Source organism: Bacillus sp. N1(2025), assembly GCF_053470005.1.
The window spans coordinates 417,101-436,864 of record NZ_JBLTJB010000004.1 but is presented as its reverse complement, the minus strand read 5'-3'; the positions used below and the strand labels follow the sequence as shown (position 1 = coordinate 436,864).

Below are 19,764 nucleotides of genomic sequence, written 5' to 3'. Positions count from 1 at the left end.
GCCGGTCTAGCTCAATTGGTAGAGCAACTGACTTGTAATCAGTAGGTTGGGGGTTCAAGTCCTCTGGCCGGCACTCTAAATGATGGAGGGGTAGCGAAGTGGCTAAACGCGGCGGACTGTAAATCCGCTCCCTCAGGGTTCGGCAGTTCGAATCTGCCCCCCTCCACCATTTTATAAATAGGGGCATAGTTTAACGGTAGAACAGAGGTCTCCAAAACCTCCGGTGTGGGTTCGATTCCTACTGCCCCTGCCACTATATTATTTATTCATCTTCAGATTATGGCGGTTGTGGCGAAGTGGTTAACGCACCAGATTGTGGCTCTGGCACTCGTGGGTTCGATTCCCATCAATCGCCCCATTTTATCATTGGGCTATAGCCAAGCGGTAAGGCAACGGACTTTGACTCCGTCATGCGTTGGTTCGAATCCAGCTAGCCCAGTTGCATTTTTTAAAAACAACAGCATAAGATGTATTAAGTTCTTTTACATGTTGCGGAAGTAGTTCAGTGGTAGAACATCACCTTGCCAAGGTGGGGGTCGCGGGTTCGAATCCCGTCTTCCGCTCCAAATTACGGCGGCATAGCCAAGTGGTAAGGCAGAGGTCTGCAAAACCTTTATCCCCGGTTCGAATCCGGGTGTCGCCTTTCTATTGCCGGGGTGGTGGAATTGGCAGACACACAGGACTTAAAATCCTGCGGTAGGTGACTACCGTGCCGGTTCAAGTCCGGCCCTCGGCACCAATTTAACTTTGAACGAACTATGTTAAATTGGTCATCAGTTTTCACATTATAAAACATATATGAGAGTGATTTGCATATTGCAGATCACTTTTTTTATATAATAAAAACGTAATGACTATCAATATAAGTTTCTTGTTTGTATCGGATATACTGCATTACCATTTAAAAAACTTTGCTAAAACCGTTGACGGTTTATAAAATACATGTTATATTTATATACGTCGGTTGAACACGACGCATTACATGCCGGTGTGGCGGAATTGGCAGACGCGCACGACTCAAAATCGTGTTCCTTCTGGAGTGCCGGTTCGACCCCGGCCACCGGTATAAAAAGGCTTCTACAATATGTAGAAGCCTTTTTTGTTGTATGAAAATATCCTCCAAGGCTTGTGAAAACATGATACCTGCTGATTGTATAAATCCGCTTTTTTCAAAGATACTAACAAGAAGTTCTTTGAAAGAGGTGTTTTTAGTGGAAGGGACTTGGGCTTGTCTTATCCCATTTATTCTGGTCATTCCCATTTCAATCATTACAAAGCAAGTGCAGTCCGGTCTGTTTATCGGTTTGCTGGTCGGAAGCTATCTTTTGCATCCCAGCTTGCTTGGCGGGATTGAACATATGGTTCAATATGTAATCAGCAATATTGTCGTCACCAATAATATTAGAATCATTGTGTTTCTATATTCATTTGCCGGCCTTGTAGGGATTATAAAGCTGACCGGCGGGATAAAAGGATTCGTCCATTTGATCAGTAAAAAGGTTAAAACCAAAAAAGGTGCGATGCTGCTTGCATGGCTGTCGACATTTGGCACGTTCAGTGAACCGGACTTTCGCATCGTCACAATTGCACCGATCATGAAAGCGTTAAGCAAGCGTCTGGACCTGTCGAAACAGAAAATTGCGTATGCCATTGAGTTTACGGCAAACCCTGTAATTGCCTTGATTCCGATAGCAACGGCATTTGTCGGCTACATGGTTTCCATTATCGGACAGGCCCTTAAAACGTCAGGAATAGATCAGCCGGCTTATACGGTGTATGTGAAAAGTATTCCCTTCAATTTTTTCTCCATTGTGATTATATTAGTCGGAATTTATTACTGCTTTTTTAAGAAACAAAAAGCGGACGAAAGCTTAAAAAAAACAGAAAAGAGCGGACAAACTTCTGCTCGCAAACATAGCAAAAATACGGAACCGATTCCGCGGAACAGCGGTGTGTTGCTTTCAAAAGGCTCAGGTTCATTCAACATGGAAACAGGGACGATCTCAGATATTCACGGTGGACATACGGGAATGTTCGAAAGTGATGAGAATGCTGACCAGCAGGAGGAGCTGGATTCGGCGCACCGTGGTTATATTAAGGAAACACCGATTCGGCCTTGGAATTTAATCATTCCGATCGGTCTGTTTTTGCTATTAACACTCTTTCTCAGCTGGTGGGACGGTCATTCAAAAGCACAAGGGTTTTTGAATGCTTTTATCAAAAGTGATATGCTTGGCGTCATGTTAACCGCATTATTGGCAGCGGTTATTGCAGCATTTGCTCTTTTTATGTTTCAGCGTTTTCATGCAGGCGAGCTTGTTACCCATTTTATTAAGGGCGGAAACGAATTGGTCAACGTTATTATTATGTTATCGCTGATTTGGGCCGTAACAGCAGTATCTGAAGATCTGGGATTCTCGAAATATGTTACTTCTCATTTAACGTCATGGATCCCTCATATGTTTATTGCGCCGTCTCTTTTTATACTGGGGGCTGTTATATCCTATTTTATCGGGTCATCCTGGGGGACTTGGGGGCTATTAATGCCGCTCGGCGTAACGCTGGCGGTTCAGTCACATACCAGCTTATTATTAGCGATCGGGGCTGTGTTTGCGAGCGGAACATTTGGAGCGTTTGCTTCTCCTCTCAGTGATAATACGGTGACAACCTGTACGGTGTTGGGGATCGATGTTGTGAAGTATGCCCGTTCGAAGCTTGTTCCGGCGCTTATCGCCGCAGGGATCTCCGTTGTGTTATACGGTGCGTTTTCATTTTTCAGATAACAAATACTTTTTGAAGGCGTTATCCGAAAATGGGATAACGCCTTTTTATGAGCTGTTATACTAGAGAAAAAAAGAGGTGATGACGTGAAGCAGATTATTGCAATGGGCGGCGGAGGCTTTTCCATGGAGCCGGATCATCTTGTGCTGGATCAGTATATTTTAGAGCAGTCGGCGCGGTCAAAGCCGAAAGTTTGTTTTTTGCCGACGGCAAGCGGAGATTCGGAGAATTATATCGGCAGGTTTTATCAGGCCTTTCAAAAGCTGCGGTGTGAGCCGGATCACTTGTCGTTGTTTAAACCGCCGGGTTCTGATCTCAGATCCTTTCTCATGAAGAAAGATATTATATATGTCGGCGGCGGAAATACGCGCAATATGCTTGTCTTATGGAAAGAATGGGGGCTTGACCGTATTCTTCGTGTGGCTTGGGAAAACGGCATCATGTTGGCGGGTCTCAGCGCCGGGGCGATTTGCTGGTATGAAGAAGGGTTGACGGATTCAGCTGGAGGTTTGAGAGAGTTAAGAGCTTTAGGATTTTTGCCGGGCAGCTTTTGTCCGCATTATGACGGAGAAGCGGAGCGCCGGCCGGTGTATCACCGTCTGATTTCAGAAAAGAAACTCAGGGAGGGCTATGCCGCTGATGACGGCGCTGCGCTTCATTATAAAGACGGTCAGCTGATCCGGACTGTCTCTTCCCGGGAAACCGCAAAGGGTTATCGGGTTTTTAATACCGAAGAAGGCGTTCGGGAAACAGAGCTTATGACTGTCCCGTTATCTGAATTTTGATAATATGCTTTTTTTTGTACACAACTTATGTTACGATGAGAGCGAAATCAATAGTTACTGGGGGTGCCCGTCTGAGCGGGCTGAGAGAGAAGCGGCGGCTTCTTAACCCTTTGGACCTGATCTGGTTCGTACCAGCGTGGGGAAGTAAAGGTTTTATTATTGTTGAAGAAAACAATAATAGTTTCTTTCTGACTGCAAAACCGGGTTCTTCTTTGAACCCGGTTTTTTTGTGCTGGTGCTGAGCTTGGTTCTGTTATTCAAATGATAAAGGAGAGATTTGTATGCAAAATCAATCAGTACAGCAAGCGAACATTTCCATTATGTCGAGTTTTTCCGGCAGTAAAAAGGTTTATGCAGAAGGTTCTTCGCCCGATATACGAGTGCCGATGCGGGAAATCAGCCTGAGTGCGACTACGGGGGCATTCGGGGAAGAGGAGAATGCGCCGGTCCGTGTTTATGATACGAGCGGGCCGTATACAGACCCGGATGTACAAATTGATATTCATGAAGGGCTGGGGGCGCTCCGCACAAAGTGGATTACCGGGCGCGGAGATGTAGAAGAATATAACGGACGGACCGTGAAGCCTGAAGACAACGGTTATAAAAAAGAGGGCCGTGCCGCCGAATACCCCGGCCTACAGCGAAAACCGCTTCGGGCCAAGCCGGGGAAAAATGTAACACAATTGCATTATGCGAGAAAAGGCATCATTACGCCGGAAATGGAGTTTATCGCAATTCGCGAGCATGTGTCTCCCGAATTTGTCAGGGAAGAGGTGGCGAGCGGACGGGCGATTATTCCTTCTAATGTCAACCACCCGGAAAGCGAGCCGATGATTATCGGCCGGAATTTTCATGTGAAAATTAATGCAAATATCGGCAACTCGGCTGTTACATCTTCTATCGAAGAAGAAGTCGAAAAAATGACGTGGGCGATTCGCTGGGGCGCCGATACGATGATGGACTTATCCACGGGAAAAGACATTCATACGACGCGTGAATGGATTATCCGCAACTGTCCCGTGCCTGTGGGGGCGGTGCCGATTTATCAGGCGCTTGAAAAAGTAAATGGCATTGCCGAGGATTTAACGTGGGACATTTATCGTGACACATTGATTGAGCAGGCGGAGCAGGGCGTGGATTATTTCACCATCCATGCCGGCGTACTGCTTCGTTACGTCCCGTTAACGGCCAAACGCACGACGGGAATCGTATCCCGCGGCGGGGCGATTATGGCGCAATGGTGCCTGGCTCATCATCAGGAAAGCTTTCTGTACACGCATTTTGAAGAAATTTGTGAAATCATGAAGACCTATGATATCGCTTTTTCACTTGGTGACGGGCTTCGCCCCGGTTCGATTGCGGATGCCAATGATGAGGCGCAGTTTGCGGAATTGGAGACTCTCGGAGAATTGACGGAGATCGCGTGGAAGCACGATGTGCAAGTGATGATCGAAGGACCGGGTCATGTGCCGATGCATAAAATTAAGGAAAACATGGACAAGCAGCTGGAAATTTGTAAAGAGGCGCCTTTTTACACGCTCGGGCCATTAACGACGGATATCGCTCCGGGTTATGACCACATTACTTCAGCAATCGGCGCGGCGATGATCGGCTGGTACGGGACGGCGATGCTTTGCTATGTCACGCCGAAGGAGCATTTGGGGCTGCCGAATCGTGATGATGTAAGAGAAGGCGTCATTACGTACAAAATCGCGGCACATGCCGCAGACCTTGCTAAAGGGCATCCGGGTGCACAGATCCGTGACGATGCTCTGTCTAAGGCGCGGTTTGAATTCCGGTGGCGTGATCAATTTCATTTGTCGCTTGATCCTGAAAGAGCAATCGAATATCATGATGAAACGCTGCCGGCTGAAGGCGCAAAAACGGCTCACTTCTGTTCGATGTGCGGTCCGAAGTTCTGCAGCATGAGAATTTCTCAGGATATTCGTGATTATGCGAAGGAAAACGGACTTACTGAAGACGAGGCCGTCAATGAAGGGCTGAAAGAAAAAGCAAAAGAGTTTGCGGAGAAGGGAAGCCGCTTATATCAATAAAAGAAAAGATGAAGATGGAGTTTGCCCATCTTCATCTTTTTTAGAAAAACGGTGAACGGCGAAGCGGCGGAATGCTCTGTTCAAATCGGAATATATTTTCCGGATCGTATTTCGTTTTGACTTGACGGAGGCGGTGAACATTTTCTCCGTAATATGTTTGCAGCCAGTTTCTGATTTCTCTATCAGGCCAATTCACGTAATCTCCCATCGTTTCTCTTGATAGGGAGGTTCTCAGTCCTTCGATCCAGCGGACATTTTGTCTTTCTTCTTCAGCAGCTGTCCAAGTTGTAATATATTCTTGGGCAATGATTGCGTTGCGATAGTAGAATGCCGTTTGGTCCGGAGCGATCCGTCCGGCCGCCCCGCCGAGAGACTGCTGCCAGACACTGGCGTTTTCGTTCGGAGCGTGCTCTAAATAGCGCTTTAAAGTGGAAATCGCGCGTGAAGATAATGGTTTTTCAATAAAGGATCCTGACCGCTTCATCTTTTGCGGCTGATTGCCTCCCGGGCTGTTAAAAAAGGCTGCCGCTTTAATAAATGGCACTGTCTTGACCATGCCGCTTGCCGGTTTTCCCGCTTTCATTAACGGAGCCAGCAGTTCTTTCAGCTCATCCTTTGTCCCGGTAAATTGACCGAGCGCTTCTATGCGGTTTACTTCCTTAGGCCAAAACTGAATTGATGAGGTAAGCCGGTTGTCTGTAAATGGAGCCCAGCGCTGCCATGTGTTAAATACTTCCTCAAAATCATCCCAGCCCCAAGTGACAGAAAAAACAGACACGCACGAGATCGGCACGGCTTTAAACATCATGGATGTGACAATGCCGAAGTTGCCTCCCCCTCCGCCCTGAGACGCCCAAAATAGATCAGAGTGCTTTGAGCGGTTGACTGTGATCAAGTCAGCACCCGCTTTTTCGTCCGCTATGATCATTTCGAGCTGGAGGAGACGATCGCAAGTAAGTCCGGCTGTCCTTGTTAAATATCCGATTCCTCCCCCGAGCGTCAGCCCCGTGATTCCCACATTCGCAATGGTTCCCGCAGGAAGGGTCAAGCCGTACCGCCAGAGTGTCCGGTAGACTTCTCCCAATTCGGCTCCCGCTTCAATCGAGACCAGCCGCGTATCCTCATTTACTCTTATTTTCTTCATTTCACTGAGATCAATGACTAGTCCGTTATTTAACAGGGAAAAATTTTCGTAGCTGTGTCTTCCGCCTCTGATACGGAAAGGCACATTGTTCTCACGCGCCCATCTCAGCGCATTGAGGGCGTCATGTTTATTTTGACAAAACACAATGATGTCTGGATATCTTTGCAGGCTTAAATTGATATTGGTTCTTGCAGCATTATAGTCCGGGTCATCTTTTTTGACGATGCGACCGGTCAATGTTGTCTTTTCCACATTCTCACTCACTTTCACTTGTACTCTGCTATGTTTTCTAGCATATGCGGAAAAATGAGAGAGTGTATGAGGAAAACCCCCGGAAGGAAACGATATTTTAAATTATAGTTGACAGGTAGGGATTGTATGAATTAACATAATCATTACATATTTCCAAACGATGGCTGATCGGATCACCGAAGGCTCTTATCTTTTAAACAGATAAGGGCCTTTTTTGCGTGAAAGTCATTGAATGAAATGAAAAGCGGAGGGATGAAAAGTGGCGTTAAAAAAGGTATCACATGTGCGCAAAAAGAGCAAAAAACGAAAAAAGTACAGAAAACACACATTGAATTTCGAACTGCTTGTAGAGAAAAACAAACGGGAGATTATGAGAAATGAGGAACAGATGGAGCAGATTTATATAAAGATAGATGAAAAGCATGCGGGGGTTCGATAAAGATGAAGGAGAGAAAATGGAGGATAAAAACAACGGTACTCGTGCTGTCGGTATCCATCATGTTATCAGGGTGCGCGTTAGGGAGTGCCGGAGAAGAACCGTCATCTGCGGCTGATAAAAAGGAAGAAACACGTATCGCCCATGTCAAGACAAAGGAATTTAAAGCTTCTCATCCGGCGGCGATTCCCGCTAAATCGAAAGCCAGAACTGACACTTTTGTTGCTGGGATTTCCGCGCCGGGCGGCGTGTTTCTGCCGTACTTTTACGAAAACGGCTGGGACGGAAATGCGACAGATCCTATTTTTGAACCGTTAGTCAAACTGGATAAAACGGGGAAGCCTGCCCCGGCTCTTGCGGAAAGCTGGAAAATTTCCAAAGATCAGCTTACATACACGTTCCGTTTAAGAAAAAATCTCGTTTTCAGCGACGGTTCACCATTGACCGCAAAGGATGCCGCATTCACTTTAACACTGCTGCATGATCCTGCATACGCGGGCTATGAAGATATCACCACGGCCTATATTAAAGGCGGTAAGGCTTACAAAGAAGGAAAGGCAAAGACGATAGAGGGCATACGCGTCCTTGATGACAGAACCATTCAAATTACGACTGAGAAAGTCAGTGCGAAGTCGCTGCTTCTTTTAGGCGGGCAGGTGCTGTCAGAAGCCTACTACGGGAAGAAATATCAATTCGGCAAACTGGACTATTTAAAAGAGCTTTATGCCAAACCGCTCGGAGCGGGACCTTATCAATTTACAGAATACCTTCCGGGACAGGAAATACGTTATCAGGCTAATGAACACTATTATGCCGGAAAACCGAAAACGGAAAAGCTGATTTATAAAATTATCGATCCGTCAACTTCTCTTCAGCTGTTTGAAACGGGTGACCTTGATTACGCTTCTTTCTCACCTGATGATGATACGGTTCAGCATTTAAAAAGTCTCGGTTTTGCCAATATAAGCGTATCTGTCGTGAATGATTACGGGCTTGTGTACGTCAATCACAAGCGTCCGCCTTTTCAAGATAAGAAAGTGTCCCAGGCGCTTATTTACGGACTTGACCGTCAAAAAATCGTCGATGTCCGCTTTAAACGCTACGGAGAGGTCGCGAATGTTCCGGTGTCTCCGGTTTCGTGGGCTTATGATGACAAAGGTGTCAATCGGTACGCGTTTAACCCTGAAAAAGCCAAAAAGCTTCTCGATGAAGCGGGCTGGAAAACGGGCAAAGACGGTGTACGTGAAAAAAACGGCAAAAAGCTTGAAATCAGCTATTACACGTCTAAAGCGGATGATGATTTCATCCCGATCGCGAAAGAAAATTACGCGGACATCGGAATCTCATTAAAACCGGAAGTCATGGATTTTAATACAGAAGTAGCGAAAATAAATGACAAACAATACGACCTTGCCGCCGTTTCCACCTCGCAGATTCTTGATCCGAATGACACGGTGGAAAAGCTGGCTTCCGGCCATCCCAATAATGTAACGGGATATTCCAATCCGAAAGCGGACCGGCTGATAGAGAAAGGAGCCGGCACGCTTGATATCAGCAAAAGAAAAGAGATTTATCACCAGCTGTACCGGGAGCTCGGGGAAAACCCGCCTTACATTCTGATTCATTACCGTCAGAGCGCAAGGGCGGTCAGCGGAAAAATAAAAGGGCTTGAGCCTGACAATTATTCTGGAATCAGTTCAAGTCTCTCAAATGTCTCAATTCAATAGAACGGTTGGGCAAAATACCCGGTGCATCCTGGGGATTTTGCCCTTTCAGCGGAAAGGAGGGGCTTTTTATGAAACGGTATGCCGCAGAACGATTCATTCAAATGCTTGTGATCTTATTCGGTACGTCTTTTATTATTTTTTTCTTATTCGCCATGCTGCCGGGCGACTATATCGATTCCAATGTAAACCTGACTCCTGAAAGAGCGAAGGAGTTAAAAGCGCTTTACGGGCTGGATCAGCCGATTTGGCAGCGTTATGTGACGTGGCTCGGAAATGTGCTCAGCGGAGATTTTGGGTTTTCTTTGAAATATCAGGAGAACGTCCTGTCACTGCTTCGGAAATATGTCTGGAATTCGTTTTTTGTCGCGTTTTTGGCGTTGCTTGTCACATGGTCAGCCGCGATGATAACGGGTGTCATATCCGCTGTCAGGAAATACTCATGGTTTGACGGGATCGTGACGTTTCTTGTGTTTGCTTCCATGGCGTTTCCGTCTTTTTTTATCAGCCTTCTGTTTATTAAGTGGTTTGGGGTGGATTTGAAAATATTGCCCGTCGGCGGGATGATTGATACCGGAAGCACGAGTACAGGTTTTTCGTACGTGCTTGAAGCCGCCAGACATATGATTCTTCCGGTCGTGATTTTATCTATGCTCGGCATCGGCTCGCTGACAAGGTATTTCCGCTCCGGCATGCTGGACGTGATCAGACAGGATTATATCAGAACGGCGAGAGCGAAAGGATTGAAAGAGCGCACCGTCATCTGGAAACATGCGTTGAAAAACGCGCTCATTCCGGCCATCACCCTGCTTGCTTTTGAACTGCCGGGACTGTTTTCCGGAGCCATCATTATTGAACAGATTTTCGGGTGGCCGGGAGTCGGACGTATTCAGCTGGAATCTGTGCATTATCGTGATTATCCGGTTTTGATGGCGTTTACCTTGTTTTTGTCTTGTTTAACGATTGTGGGGAACTTCTTAGCGGATATCGCTTATGCCGCGGTTGATCCGCGGGTCAGGCTGAAATAGGGGGTGTTCGGAATGAAAAAACAAAAAGGGGTGCCGCCTTCTCTTTGGAAGCAGACGTACCGCCGCCTGCTGCAGCATAAGCTGACGGTCATCAGTCTTCTTTTCTTATGTTTTATGTTTTTATTGTGCTTTATCGGGCCGTCTTTTTCTCCGTACATAACAGATCGGACGGATATTTCAAATGCCAATCAGCAGCCGGGAATCCATCATTGGCTGGGAACTGACCAGTACGGGAGAGATGTGCTGACGAGGCTGATGCTGGCGGGGCAGATTTCTCTGACCGTGGGGCTTGCTTCAATGGTGATGTCGCTTGTCATCGGTTCTTTACTCGGGGCTGCGGCCGGATTTTATCGGGGAGCCGCAGATATGATCATTATGCGCATCGCTGATATGCTCATGTCCATCCCGGGCCTGCCGCTGCTTTTGATTTTGGCTGCGGTGATGTCGGAGTGGAAAGTGCCTTCTGAATACAGAATGTACCTGATTATGATGATGTTAAGCCTGATCGGATGGCCCGGTTTGGCGCGGCTTGTACGCGGACAGATTTTGTCGCTGAAGGAGCAGCCGTTTATGATGGCCGCGGAAGTTTTGGGGCTTAGTGATAAACGGAAAATCCTCTATCATTTGCTTCCCAATACATTGCCGTTATTACTGGTAGCGGCGACTTTGCATGTGGCGGGAGCGATGCTGAGTGAATCGGCGCTGAGTTTTCTCGGACTTGGCGTTGCTCCGCCCACACCTTCTTGGGGAAACATGATGGAAGCGGCGAATCATTTTATGGATTTTACACTCCGCCCGTGGCTGTGGATTCCGCCGGGAACGGCCATTTTTCTGACCGTTGTGGCGATTCATCTGCTTGGAGACGGTTTAAGAGACGCTTTTGATCCTAAGGTAAAACGGCAGGTGAAAGTGAAATGAAAAAACCGCTTTTAGAAGTAAGGCATTTGGAAACGGCTTTTTATACAGAGGAGGGGGCGGTAAAGGCTGTGGACGATGTCAGCTTTACGATACATGAGGAGGAAACGGTTTGTATTGTAGGGGAGTCCGGCTGCGGGAAAAGCATGGCGTCATTGTCCATTATGCAGCTTCTTCCCGAGACGGGGAGAATCGAACGGGGAGCGGTGCATTTTTCCGGACGGAACCTGTTGGAATTGAAACCAAAAGACATGCAGAAAATCCGCGGCAGCGAAATCGGGATGATATTTCAGGAACCGATGACATCTTTGAATCCGGTGTTTACAATCGGTGAGCAGCTGGCCGAACCGATTCGCGAACATTTGTTGCTGAGTAAGAAAGAAGCATGGCGGAAGGCCGTTGAACTGATCACGTTAGTGGAGATCCCGCATGCCGAGCAGGTTATGCACCGATATCCTCATGAGCTGAGCGGCGGCATGCTGCAGCGCATCATGACGGCTGTCGCGCTAAGCTGCGATCCGAAACTGATCATTGCCGACGAGCCGACGACAGCGCTTGACGTAACCATTCAGGCGCAGATATTGGATTTATTGCGGGATATGAAAAAGCAATTTCGCACGTCTATTTTATTCATTACACATGACCTGGGCGTGGTTGCTGAAATGGCTGATTATGTGATTGTCATGTATGCGGGAAAAATTGTGGAGGAAGGACCGGTTGCAAAGCTGTTTTCTGATCCGAAGCATCCGTATACGAAAGGGCTGCTCGCGGCCAAGCCGGTTATCGGTCAAAGAAGGGAGATGCTGTACACCATTCCGGGGCAGGTCCCCGAGCTTGCGGACCTGTCGGGATCGTCTTGTTATTTTGCGGAGCGATGTGAACACAGCACGGAAATATGCCGGAGATCGAGCCCGCATTTTACTGAATTCGGGAAGGGACATCAGGCGGCGTGCTGGCTTTACAGAGAGGAGAAAGCAGATGAGTGATGCGTTGCTGGAGGTCAAGGGGCTGAAAAAATATTACGAGGAACATGGGGGGATGAGAAAGACCCGCAAAAATCCCGTAAAAGCGGTCGACGGTGTCAGTTTTACGATAGGAAAAGGAGAAGTGTTTGGCTTAGCGGGAGAATCGGGCAGCGGAAAGTCATCAATCGGCAAGACCATTTTGAGGCTTCATGAAAAAACAGGGGGAGAGGTGTTTTTTCAGGGACGTGATGTGTTTCGGATGAGCCGGCGCGAGCTGAAAACTTTCAGATCAGAAGCGCAGCTCATCTTTCAAGATCCGTTCAGTTCTTTAAATCCCCGGCGCCGGATCGGAGAAGCCATCGGTGAAGCGATGATCGAGCATCAATTGGCGGTGAAGCGGAATGCGCGTGATAAAGCGGCGGAGGTTCTTGAAGCCTGCGGACTTTCCGCAAACTTTATCGACCGATATCCGCATGAATTTTCCGGAGGGCAGCGGCAGCGGATCGTGATTGCAAGAGCGATGGCGCTCAAGCCGCAATTTATCATTATGGATGAACCCGTGGCGGCCTTAGATGTCTCCATCCAGGCGCAGATGATCAATTTGTTCAGCAGCCTTCAAAAACAGCACGGGCTGTCATATTTGTTCATTTCTCATGATTTAAGCGTGGTGGAGCACTTATGTACGAAGGTCGCCATTATGTATTTAGGGACGATTGTGGAATACGCGTCAAAGGAGGAGCTCTTTTCACGGCCGCTTCACCCTTATACGAAAGCGCTGTTATCAGCCGTGCCTGTTCCTGATCCCGGAGCGAAAAGGGAGCGGATAATTTTAAAGGGTGATATACCGAGCCCCTCTGATCCGCCTTCAGGCTGTAAATTCCGAACGAGATGCCCGGCAGCCAAGAAGATATGTGCTGAGAAAAGTCCGGCGCTGTCAGAAAAAGGGCTTCATCATTTTGCGGCATGCCACTTCGTGTAATTGAGAAAAAAACGGTTTTATTGATAATAAACAGGAAAAACCTGCCGGGCAGACCGGCAGGTTTTTTGATGCTATTTTGGTGATGGCAGTCCGAGTCCTTCGGCAACGCGTCTGCCGTATTCAGGATCAGCCTTGTAGAAGTGGCCGATCTGGCGCAGCTTAATTTCTTCTTTTTCCACAGGTTTCATCGCACTGACGATATTGGCGACAAGGCGCGCGCGCTCTTCCTCGCTCATCAGGCGGTACAGGTCGCCGGCTTGTGTGTAATGATCATGATGATTATAGCTTACACTGTCAGCGAAACCTGATACAGGATATGCCGCCTGTTTATCTTCAGGTGACTCTTTCGGGCCGCCGAAGCTGTTAGGCTCGTAATAGACGGAGCGGCCGCCGTTATCATCAAAACGCATTTGTCCGTCACGCTGATAGTTTTTCACTTCATTGCGGGAACGGTTGATCGGCAGCGCCTGATGGTTCGCGCCGACACGGTAGCGGTGCGCGTCATGGTATGCGAACAACCGGCCTTGAAGCATTTTGTCAGGTGAGACGTCGACGCCGGGGACTAATGTGCCGGGAGAGAACGTCGCCTGTTCTACTTCCGCAAAGTAATTTTCCGGATTGCGGTTCAGAACCATGCGGCCGACTTCAATGAGCGGATAGTCTTTTTGAGACCATACTTTTGTGACGTCAAACGGATCAAAGCGATATGTGTTTGCGTCTTCTAACGGCATGATTTGAACATATAATTTCCATGCGGGGAAATCGCCGTTTTCAATCGCATTGAACAAATCTTCCGTATGGTAATCGGGATTTTCGCCCGCGATTTTTGCTGCTGTATTAACATCAAGGTTTTTCACGCCTTGCTCTGTTTTAAAGTGATATTTGATCCAGACGCCTTCGCCTTTATCATTTGTCCATTTAAATGTATGGCTTCCGAATCCGTGCATATGGCGAAGAGTCGCCGGAATGCCCCGGTCTGACATCAGAATGGTTACCTGGTGCAGGGATTCCGGTGACAGAGACCAGAAATCCCAAACGGCCGTCGGATTTTTCAGATGTGTTCTCGGATCTCTTTTTTGTGTATGGATAAAGTCAGGGAACTTGATGGCATCGCGGATGAAGAACACGGGTGTATTGTTTCCGACGATGTCGTAGTTTCCTTCTTCTGTATAAAACTTAACGGCAAATCCGCGCGGATCGCGCACTGTGTCACTAGAGCCAAGTTCGCCCGCGACGGTTGAGAAACGGATGAAGAGCGGCGTGCGTTTACCGACTTCTGACAGAAATGCGGCTTTCGTATATTTTGTAACGTCATTTGTGACTTCAAAATAACCGTGTGCGCCCGCGCCTTTTGCGTGAACGACACGCTCCGGAACGCGTTCTCTGTTAAAGTGCGCCAATTTCTCAAGCAGATGGACGTCTTGTATTAAAGCAGGACCGCGATCGCCGGCCGTCATTGAGTTTTGGTTATCTCCGACAGGAGCGCCCCAGCTGGTTGTCAATTTATTTGAACTCATGTGATCACCTCTTTAGATTTATAAAAACATAATATCACCTATCAGTAAAAAGTCAATATTATTTTATAATGATTATAAAATAATTATTTTTATTATCGAAAAAAAGGGTTTGGATTTGAAAGCCTACTTGACTGACGGGAATAATGGGTTTAAGATGAGGAAAAATAGAAACCGCTGACTTGGACACAAGAGGCTCTTATTCTTCACTGGATAAGGGCCTTTTTTTATTGTCAGGCGGTAAGGGAGGCGGCGATTGTATGCTTTTCCGGCAGCATTTTAAACCTGTCGATATTCACGGTCATCTGCCGTACAGCCTTTATTTTGGCAAAAACGATAAGACATTTTCCGATTATAACCGGGAGCGGTCAGAAAGAATGAATCTGACTTGGGATTTTCCTGATCCGCATGATGTTGATGACGATGACGGCGAAATCGCTTTGATGACAAGATGGGAGAAAGAATTAGATAAGTACGGCATTGACGTGCTGAATTTTTTAACAGCAGAGAGCAATGACCGGATGGCGGCGTTTATTCAAGCCAATCCCGCGAGATTTACCGGATTTGCATATCATCCTTTGGAGAGGGAGGATGCGTATGAAGAGCTGAAAAGAGCGGTAGAAGAGCTCGGTCTGAAAGGATATAAACTGTTCGGACCGCTGACAGACATCGATTTTCATGATCCGTCGCTGAAAAAGCTGTGGACGTATCTGGCTGACAAAAAGCTGCCTGTATTAATTCACTTCGGGCTTTTAGGGAGAGCGGGGGGTATTGTCAGCCATCGCAACATCAACCCGCTCTCCATCTATCGCGTCGCGAGAGAGTATGCTGATATCCCGTTCATCATTCCGCATTTCGGCGCCGGATATTATCAGGAACTGCTGCAGCTGTGCTGGAGCTGCCCGAATGTGTATATTGACACGTCCGGCTCAAATCAGTGGATGAGGTGGATGCCGTATCCGCTTGATTTGGAAATTCTGTTTCGAAAGACATCTGAATTAATCGGTGCTGAACGGATCATCTTCGGGACGGATTCGAACGGATTTCCGAGAGGATATGTATACAGATATCTTCAGGAGCAGGTGAGGACCTGCCGGGAAATCAATATGCGGGAAGAAGATATAGAAAACATATTCGGCAACAATGCGCGAACATTATTGAAAATCGCCCGGCAAGAAAAGGAAGTAAACACGTGATACAGCCGATGCGCTCTCTGGCAGGATTATGCCGGAGAGCGTATTTTAATCCTTATAAAAAATAGTTGACAAGTCGGAATAATTTGAATTAACATGATATTCAAATTTAAAAACAAACGGGTTGCCGATCGGACCGCCGAAGGCTCCCATCTCTGTAAGCAATCGGAGATGGGGGCCTTTTTGTTTTTCGATCGCACGCGGCAGAAAGAGAGGGGAAGACAGATGGCTGTAACCATCAGCATACAAGAAAAAGCTTTTGAGCATGAAGGCCGGAAAACACCGGTGCTGAATGATATTGAGCTGTCAATTGCTTCGGGAGAATTTTTGACTGTCATCGGGCCGAGCGGATGCGGCAAAAGCACGCTTTTAAAATTGATTGCCGGTCTTGATACCGATTATAAAGGCTCTGTCACAATAAACGGCCGCAATGTGTCGGGACCGGGCATCCGGCAGGGATTTATCTTTCAGGAGCACCGGCTGTTTCCCTGGCTGACGGTAAAACAAAACATCGCTGCCGATCTCAATATGAACGACCCGGCCGTTCGGAAAAAAGTGGATGATCTGATTGAGGTTGTCAGGCTGCAGGGAGCGGAGAACGCTTATCCGCGCGAATTATCCGGCGGCATGTCGCAGCGGGTTGCCATCGCCAGAGCCCTTTTGCGCGAGCCGGAGGTGCTGCTTTTAGATGAACCGTTCGGGGCGCTTGACGCTTTTACGAGAAAACATTTGCAGGATGTGCTGCTTGATATATGGCGCGAGAAAAAAACGACGATGATTCTGGTCACGCATGATATTGATGAATCCGTCTATTTAGGCGATAAGCTGGCGATCCTCAGGGCAAAGCCCGGCCGGCTGCACAGTCTGATGCCGATTCAGCTTCCGCATCCGCGCAATCGGACGTCAGCGGATTTTCAGGCCGTCCGGCAGAAGGTGCTTTCTGAGTTTGAGAAAACGGAAGACCTCCGGTTTGCGGATGGGTCCGGGATATAGAAGGGACGAAGCGAAGTGAAAAAAATTATCATTCTTTTAGCCGCAGCAGTCATGATGTCAGCCGGATGCAGTGCAGACGGGACAGGAGGGAGCGGGAAAACGGTGAAAGAAATCCGGATCGGCATCCAGCAGAGTTTAAGCCCGCTTCTCATTGCCAAGGAAAAAGGCTGGTTTGAAGAGGCCTTCAAAAAAGACGGAATAAAAGTAAAATGGGTCGAATTCCAAAGCGGTCCTCCGCAATTTGAAGGTCTTGCCGCCGATAAGCTTGATTTTTCCCAGGTCGGCAATTCACCGGTCATTTCCGGTCAGGCGGCTGGAATTGATTTTAAAGAGATCGGGCTGTCTCAGGACGGGTTAAAGGCAAACGGCATTCTCGTAAACAAGGGCAGCGGGATTCAGAGCCTGAAAGAATTGAAAGGTAAAAAAATCGCCGTAGCCAAAGGCAGCAGCGGCTTTGATTTTCTCTATAAAGCTTTAGATAAAGCGGGGCTTTCCGCCGATGACGTCACCATCATCCAGCTTCAGCCTGATGAGGCGGTTTCCGCTTTTGAAAACAAATCAGTTGACGCATGGTCCATTTGGGAGCCGTATTTGTCGATTGAAACGCTGCAGCACGGGGCGGAAATATTGGCGAACGGAGAAAGCACAGATTTATATTCTCCCGGTTTCACGTTAGTCAGAACGGGATTTTCCAAAGAACACCCGGATGAGGTTGTCCGTTTTCTGAAAGTGTTCAATCAGGCAGTTACATGGCAAAAGGAACACAAAGATGAAGCTGTCTCCTTATATGCGAAAATCAAACATCTTGATCCGAAAGTCGTCAGAAACGTGCTTAACAATACTGAGCCTCTCAATGAACCGATCAATGATGATATTGTCAAAGCCCAGCAGGAAACCGCTGATTTTCAATATCAAACAAAAGCGATTCATAAGAAAATTCATGTAAAAGACGTTGTCGACAATTCATTTATTAAAAAAGCGCTTGAAACGGGGGATGGCAAGTAATGAAAGCAGAAGCATCAACGGCTGCCGGCGCAATAAGCCAATCAGAAAAGAAAGCTCTGGCAAGATCCCGGAAGTATTCATACCAATGGATGAAGGGGGTTGTACTCCCGGCTGCGGTCATCGCAGTATGGCAGTTTATCGCAAGTCTGGGTATCGTCTCGGCCACGGTGCTCCCGTCGCCTGTCGTCATCTTGCAGACGTTTCAGGAACTTCTTCTTTCAGGTGAGCTTTGGGGTCATTTAGAGATCAGCTTATACCGGGCGGCTGCCGGATTTCTGCTTGGCGCGGGCCTCGGACTTGTTTTCGGGCTGCTGGTCGGTTTCTCAAAGCGGACGGAAGCATATCTTGATCCGTCTCTGCAAATGCTCAGAACGGTTCCGCACTTGGCCGTGACTCCTCTGTTCATTTTGTGGTTCGGATTTGATGAGACATCAAAAATTCTGCTGATCGCATTGGGGGCTTTTTTCCCCGTGTACATTAATACGTTTCTCGGAATCCGCAGTGTGGACGCGAAGCTGTTTGACGTCGCGCGGGTGCTGGAATTTAGCTGGTATCAGCAGATGACGAAATTAATTCTTCCGGCATCTCTGCCGAATATCCTGCTCGGCATCAGGCTCTCTCTGGGCATTGCGTGGCTCGGTCTTGTGGTGGCGGAACTGATGGGCTCGAGCGAGGGCGTCGGTTATATGATTATGGATGCCAGACAATTTTCACAGACAAATAAGGTGTTTGTCGGCATTATCATTTTTGCGGCTGTCGGCAAGCTGACAGATGCATTGGTCAGAATGCTCGAACGGAAACTATTAAAATGGCGGAACAGTTATGAAGGGTAACCTATTAAAAAAGGAGAGATTCATATGGAGATTCTTTGGTTTATTCCGACGCATGGTGACAGCCGGTATTTAGGGACGCAAACGGGAGGGAGAACGGCGGATCATCTTTATTTTAAGCAAGTGGCACAGGCGGCGGACAGACTCGGGTATACGGGGGTTCTGCTGCCGACGGGGAGATCATGTGAAGACCCGTGGCTGACGGCTGCGGCTTTAGCGGGGGAAACGAGTGACTTGAAATTTTTAGTGGCGGTCCGTCCGGGACTGATGCAGCCGTCTGTCGCCGCGAGAATGGCGTCGACAATGGACCGGCTGTCAGACGGCCGTTTGCTCGTAAATGTCGTAGCGGGCGGAGATCCTTATGAACTGGCGGGAGATGGCATGTTTATCAGCCACGATGAACGTTATAAGGCGACTGAAGAATTTTTAACCGTCTGGCGCGGACTCATGCGGGGCGAAACGGTGACATATGAAGGGGACCATATCAAAGTGGAAAACAGCAATCTGCTGTTTCCGCCAAAACAGTCTCCGCATCCGCCATTATATTTCGGCGGTTCATCACAGGCGGGAATTGAGGCTGCGGCGAAGCATACAGATGTCTATTTAACATGGGGAGAGCCGCCGGAGCAGGTAAAAGAAAAGATTGAAACCGTTAAAAAACAGGCTGCCAAGGAAGGAAGGACAATGCGTTTTGGCATCAGGCTTCACGTGATTGTCCGGGAGACTGAGAAAGAGGCATGGAAAGCGGCTAAACGATTAATCAGCCATTTAGACGAAGAGACGATTGCGAAAGCGCAGGCTGCGCTCCGGCGCGCTGATTCTTCGGGACAAAAACGGATGGCCGATCTTCATAACGGCGACCGGACGAAGCTTGAGATCAGCCCGAATCTCTGGGCCGGCATCGGGCTGGTCAGAGGCGGAGCGGGCACGGCGCTTGTCGGTGATCCCCAGACCGTCGCCGATCGAATTTTAGAGTACCGGGCACTCGGCATTGAATCGTTTATCTTTTCAGGCTACCCGCATCTGGAAGAAGCTTATTATCTGGCTGAACTCGTGTTTCCGCTTCTGCCGTTTCAGAATGAACGGACTAAAAAGCTTGAGCGCAGACTGGGTGAAGCAATGGGAAACGACCATTTTGCAAGAGGAAATAAAGCGACAGTCTGAAT

General features: G+C 47.9%; 16 protein-coding genes, 9 tRNA genes and 1 riboswitch. Of the genes, 23 read left to right on the top strand and 2 right to left on the bottom strand.

Going from position 1 to position 19,764, the window contains the following annotated elements; translation table 11 throughout:
- The 12 genes from ACNFN4_RS12650 to thiC all read left to right on the top strand — a co-directional run bounded on the left by ACNFN4_RS12650 (nt 1) and on the right by thiC (nt 5,620).
- A tRNA-Thr gene (locus tag ACNFN4_RS12650) sits at nt 1-73 on the top strand.
- A gap of 11 nt (nt 74-84) precedes the next feature.
- Nucleotides 85-169 (top strand) — tRNA-Tyr (locus ACNFN4_RS12645).
- A 10-nt stretch (nt 170-179) separates the two neighbouring features.
- Nucleotides 180-253 (top strand) — tRNA-Trp (locus ACNFN4_RS12640).
- Nucleotides 254-282: 29 nt separating this feature from the next.
- Nucleotides 283-358 (top strand) — tRNA-His (locus ACNFN4_RS12635).
- Between the two features lie 9 nt (nt 359-367).
- A tRNA-Gln gene (locus ACNFN4_RS12630) sits at nt 368-439 on the top strand.
- A 52-nt stretch (nt 440-491) separates the two neighbouring features.
- Nucleotides 492-566: transfer RNA gene (locus ACNFN4_RS12625), tRNA-Gly, on the top strand.
- 6 nt (nt 567-572) lie between these two features.
- A tRNA-Cys gene (locus ACNFN4_RS12620) sits at nt 573-643 on the top strand.
- A gap of 7 nt (nt 644-650) precedes the next feature.
- Nucleotides 651-739, top strand: a tRNA-Leu gene (locus ACNFN4_RS12615).
- Nucleotides 740-984: 245 nt separating this feature from the next.
- Nucleotides 985-1,066, top strand: a tRNA-Leu gene (locus ACNFN4_RS12610).
- A gap of 145 nt (nt 1,067-1,211) precedes the next feature.
- Nucleotides 1,212-2,783, top strand: a complete 1,572-nt coding sequence (locus tag ACNFN4_RS12605; protein WP_448200217.1) for a Na+/H+ antiporter NhaC family protein — start codon at nt 1,212-1,214, stop codon at nt 2,781-2,783.
- A gap of 84 nt (nt 2,784-2,867) precedes the next feature.
- Nucleotides 2,868-3,566, top strand: coding sequence for a Type 1 glutamine amidotransferase-like domain-containing protein (locus tag ACNFN4_RS12600; RefSeq protein ID WP_448200216.1), 699 nt, complete (start codon nt 2,868-2,870; stop codon nt 3,564-3,566).
- A gap of 49 nt (nt 3,567-3,615) precedes the next feature.
- Nucleotides 3,616-3,726, top strand: a riboswitch (TPP riboswitch).
- Nucleotides 3,727-3,847: 121 nt separating this feature from the next.
- Nucleotides 3,848-5,620, top strand: a complete 1,773-nt coding sequence (gene thiC, locus ACNFN4_RS12595) for a phosphomethylpyrimidine synthase ThiC (RefSeq protein ID WP_029973241.1) — start codon at nt 3,848-3,850, stop codon at nt 5,618-5,620.
- Nucleotides 5,621-5,660: 40 nt separating this feature from the next.
- Here thiC and ACNFN4_RS12590 read toward each other — a convergent pair whose 3' ends face one another.
- Complete coding sequence (locus ACNFN4_RS12590; RefSeq protein ID WP_202735267.1) at nt 5,661-7,016, bottom strand: FAD-binding protein; 1,356 nt, start codon at nt 7,014-7,016, stop codon at nt 5,661-5,663.
- 259 nt (nt 7,017-7,275) lie between these two features.
- Here ACNFN4_RS12590 and ACNFN4_RS12585 point away from each other — a divergent pair, with 259 nt between their 5' ends.
- From ACNFN4_RS12585 to ACNFN4_RS12560, 6 genes are all read left to right on the top strand, one after another.
- Complete coding sequence (locus ACNFN4_RS12585) at nt 7,276-7,455, top strand: FbpB family small basic protein (protein WP_003155431.1); 180 nt, start codon at nt 7,276-7,278, stop codon at nt 7,453-7,455.
- A 2-nt stretch (nt 7,456-7,457) separates the two neighbouring features.
- Entirely contained in the window at nt 7,458-9,179 is a 1,722-nt protein-coding gene (locus tag ACNFN4_RS12580) for an ABC transporter substrate-binding protein (protein ID WP_448200215.1), read from the top strand.
- Nucleotides 9,180-9,247: 68 nt separating this feature from the next.
- Nucleotides 9,248-10,204: an ABC transporter permease gene (locus ACNFN4_RS12575; RefSeq protein WP_007610211.1), complete on the top strand. Its 957-nt coding sequence runs from the start codon at nt 9,248-9,250 to the stop codon at nt 10,202-10,204.
- A gap of 12 nt (nt 10,205-10,216) precedes the next feature.
- Nucleotides 10,217-11,122, top strand: a complete 906-nt coding sequence (opp4C, locus tag ACNFN4_RS12570) for an oligopeptide ABC transporter permease (protein ID WP_017417311.1) — start codon at nt 10,217-10,219, stop codon at nt 11,120-11,122.
- Nucleotides 11,119-12,105 (top strand): ABC transporter ATP-binding protein, encoded by a 987-nt coding sequence (locus ACNFN4_RS12565; RefSeq protein WP_426553971.1) that lies wholly within the window; start codon nt 11,119-11,121, stop codon nt 12,103-12,105. Before opp4C ends, ACNFN4_RS12565 begins: the two co-directional genes overlap by 4 nt.
- The gene (locus ACNFN4_RS12560) at nt 12,098-13,063 is read left to right on the top strand and encodes an ABC transporter ATP-binding protein (RefSeq protein WP_014417253.1); all 966 of its coding nucleotides are present in this window, start codon (nt 12,098-12,100) and stop codon (nt 13,061-13,063) included. Before ACNFN4_RS12565 ends, ACNFN4_RS12560 begins: the two co-directional genes overlap by 8 nt.
- A 71-nt stretch (nt 13,064-13,134) precedes the next feature.
- Here ACNFN4_RS12560 and katA read toward each other — a convergent pair whose 3' ends face one another.
- On the bottom strand, nt 13,135-14,580 hold the full coding sequence (gene katA, locus ACNFN4_RS12555; protein ID WP_003155420.1) for a catalase KatA: 1,446 nt from the start codon (nt 14,578-14,580) through the stop codon (nt 13,135-13,137).
- A 257-nt stretch (nt 14,581-14,837) separates the two neighbouring features.
- Between katA and ACNFN4_RS12550 the strand changes: the two genes are divergently transcribed.
- The 5 genes from ACNFN4_RS12550 (at nt 14,838) to ssuD (ending at nt 19,762) form a co-directional block, all read left to right on the top strand.
- Nucleotides 14,838-15,773 carry an amidohydrolase family protein gene (locus ACNFN4_RS12550; RefSeq protein ID WP_448200214.1) on the top strand — a complete coding sequence of 312 codons (936 nt, stop codon included), beginning with the start codon at nt 14,838-14,840 and terminating at the stop codon, nt 15,771-15,773.
- A gap of 222 nt (nt 15,774-15,995) precedes the next feature.
- Nucleotides 15,996-16,763: an ABC transporter ATP-binding protein gene (locus tag ACNFN4_RS12545; protein WP_014417255.1), complete on the top strand. Its 768-nt coding sequence runs from the start codon at nt 15,996-15,998 to the stop codon at nt 16,761-16,763.
- 15 nt (nt 16,764-16,778) lie between these two features.
- Nucleotides 16,779-17,768, top strand: a complete 990-nt coding sequence (locus ACNFN4_RS12540; RefSeq protein ID WP_280144963.1) for an aliphatic sulfonate ABC transporter substrate-binding protein — start codon at nt 16,779-16,781, stop codon at nt 17,766-17,768.
- Nucleotides 17,768-18,601, top strand: coding sequence for an ABC transporter permease (locus tag ACNFN4_RS12535; protein WP_021494885.1), 834 nt, complete (start codon nt 17,768-17,770; stop codon nt 18,599-18,601). Before ACNFN4_RS12540 ends, ACNFN4_RS12535 begins: the two co-directional genes overlap by 1 nt.
- A 24-nt stretch (nt 18,602-18,625) precedes the next feature.
- On the top strand, nt 18,626-19,762 hold the full coding sequence (gene ssuD / locus ACNFN4_RS12530; RefSeq protein ID WP_448200213.1) for an FMNH2-dependent alkanesulfonate monooxygenase: 1,137 nt from the start codon (nt 18,626-18,628) through the stop codon (nt 19,760-19,762).
- The last annotated feature ends 2 nt before the right edge of the window (nt 19,763-19,764 follow it).